Here is a 2,008-nt window from a genome sequence, read left to right on the forward strand (position 1 = left end):
ACATTAAGAGGCGCGGCAGGCGGCGCTGTATTACTCGCCGAGCTCCTCTGCGCCGAAGGTTATATGGATTGATTCGGAGGAAATTTTATGTCAGACCACATTTTTACAGGATCGGGCGTAGCTTTGATTACCCCGATTACTTCAGACGGCAAGGTTAATTACCCTGTCCTTGAGCAGCTGCTTGAGTTCCACGTCGCCAACGGTACCGATGCGATAATTGCATGCGGTACAACGGGGGAGGCTGCGACTCTTTCCGAGAAGGAGCACTGCGAGGTACTGTCGTTTGTGTCTGAGAAGATCAACGGAAGAATTCCCGTTATCGCAGGCACAGGCAGCAATGATACCTCAACTGCTGTTATGCTCTCGCGTGAGGCGCAAAAGACAGGTGCCGACGCGATTCTCAGCGTAACACCCTATTACAACAAGACCTCACAGGCAGGTCTGGTAAAGCACTTTAACGTGATTGCCGATTCTGTAGATATTCCTGTGATTCTTTACAACGTACCCTCGCGTACAGGCTGCAATATCCAGCCCAAGACCTGTCTTGAGCTCAGCCGTCACGATAATATCCGCGCTATCAAGGAAGCGAGCGGCAATATCTCTCAGGTAGCGCTGATCCGCTCTCTCTGCGGAGACAACCTCGATATCTATTCGGGCAACGACGACCAGACCGTACCCTTCATGTCACTCGGTGCTCTCGGCGTTATCTCGGTTTTCGCCAATATCTGCCCGACAGAAATGCATCAGATTTGCCAGCTCTGCCTCGAGAATAATTTCGCCGAGGCTCAGAAGCTGCACTTCCACTATCTCGAGCTCATGAACATTATGTTCAGCGACGTCAATCCCATTCCGATCAAGACCGCTATGAACCTTTACGGTTTTGATGCGGGCGAGTGCAAGCTGCCCCTCGTACCCATGAGCGTAGCAGGTTATCACGACCTCAAGGATTGTCTTGCAAAGTACGATTTGCTCGATAAGGTATAAACTATAGAGATCAAAAAGGGCGGGCTTTGTCCGCCCTCTTTTCTAATCAATTCAAGGGGGAATTTCAAAATGACTAATATAGCCATAGTCGGCTGCAACGGAAAGATGGGTTATTTCGTAGCTTCTGCCGTAAAGGAAAATCCCGAGGCTCAGACGCTTTTCGGCATCGACGCCTTCGGTGAGAATAAGCACGATTTTGCCGTATACAAGAGCTTTGACGAGGTTCAGGAAAAGCCCGACGTGATCATTGATTTCTCTAATCCCGCCGCTCTCGACGGAATGCTCGCCTTTGCCGAGAAGCACAGCGTACCCTGCGTAATCTGCACCACGGGTTACTCGACCGAGCAGGTTGAGAAAATCAAGGCAGCAGGTGAGAAGATAGCGATTTTTTACTCCGGCAACATGTCCCTCGGAATAAACCTGCTGATCGAGCTGTCCAAGCAGGCGGCAAAGGTGCTCGGCGGCAGCTTTGATATCGAGATTCTTGAGAAGCACCACAATCTCAAGCTTGACGCTCCCAGCGGAACTGCTCTGATGATTGCCGACGGTATCTCCGAGACGCTTCCGCAGGAGCCGCAGTACATATATGACCGCCACACGATGCGCAGGAAGCGCACCAAGAACGAAATCGGTATCCATTCTGTACGCGGCGGCACAATCGTCGGCGAGCACGAGGTGATTTTCGCGGGACACGATGAGGTAGTTACGATCACCCATCAGGCGCAGTCCAAGGAAGTATTCGCTGTAGGTGCGGTAAACGCCGCTGTATTCCTCGCAAAGCAGGGTGCGGGTATGTATTCAATGTCCGACCTGTTAGCGGATAAGTTTTAATTAAATAAAAAATTAGCCGGCTCGGAACAACAGTGTTCTGAGTCGGTTTCTATATAAAGAAAAAGAGACGGCTGAAAAACCGTCTCTAATGGTCGAGGTGACAAGATTCGAACTTGCGACCCCATCGTCCCGAACGATGTGCGCTACCAAACTGCGCTACACCTCGAAAAAAACAGCCTCGAGAAACTCGAGG

General features: G+C 50.9%; 2 protein-coding genes and 1 tRNA gene. 2 read left to right on the top strand and 1 reads right to left on the bottom strand.

From position 1 onward, the window contains the following. Positions 1–87: 87 nt before the first annotated feature. Together dapA and dapB are read left to right on the top strand one after the other, a co-directional pair. Entirely contained in the window at positions 88–984 is an 897-nt protein-coding gene (dapA, locus tag KQI64_RS09885) for a 4-hydroxy-tetrahydrodipicolinate synthase (RefSeq protein WP_186833119.1), read from the top strand. 69 nt (positions 985–1,053) lie between these two features. Beyond that, on the top strand, positions 1,054–1,815 hold the full coding sequence (gene dapB, locus KQI64_RS09890; protein ID WP_186833118.1) for a 4-hydroxy-tetrahydrodipicolinate reductase: 762 nt from the start codon (positions 1,054–1,056) through the stop codon (positions 1,813–1,815). 89 nt (positions 1,816–1,904) lie between these two features. Here the strand turns inward: dapB and KQI64_RS09895 are convergent. Further along, a tRNA-Pro gene (locus KQI64_RS09895) sits at positions 1,905–1,981 on the bottom strand. Positions 1,982–2,008: the final 27 nt, after the last annotated feature.

The organism is Lachnoclostridium sp. MSJ-17, from assembly GCF_018918205.1.
Lineage (GTDB): Bacteria > Bacillota > Clostridia > Oscillospirales > Acutalibacteraceae > Ruminococcoides.

Coding starts and splice junctions, on each gene's coding strand:
- dapA (WP_186833119.1), top strand. CDS start 88: ATGTCAGACCACATTTTTACAGGATCGGGCGTAGCTTTGATTACCCCG.
- dapB (WP_186833118.1), top strand. CDS start 1,054: ATGACTAATATAGCCATAGTCGGCTGCAACGGAAAGATGGGTTATTTC.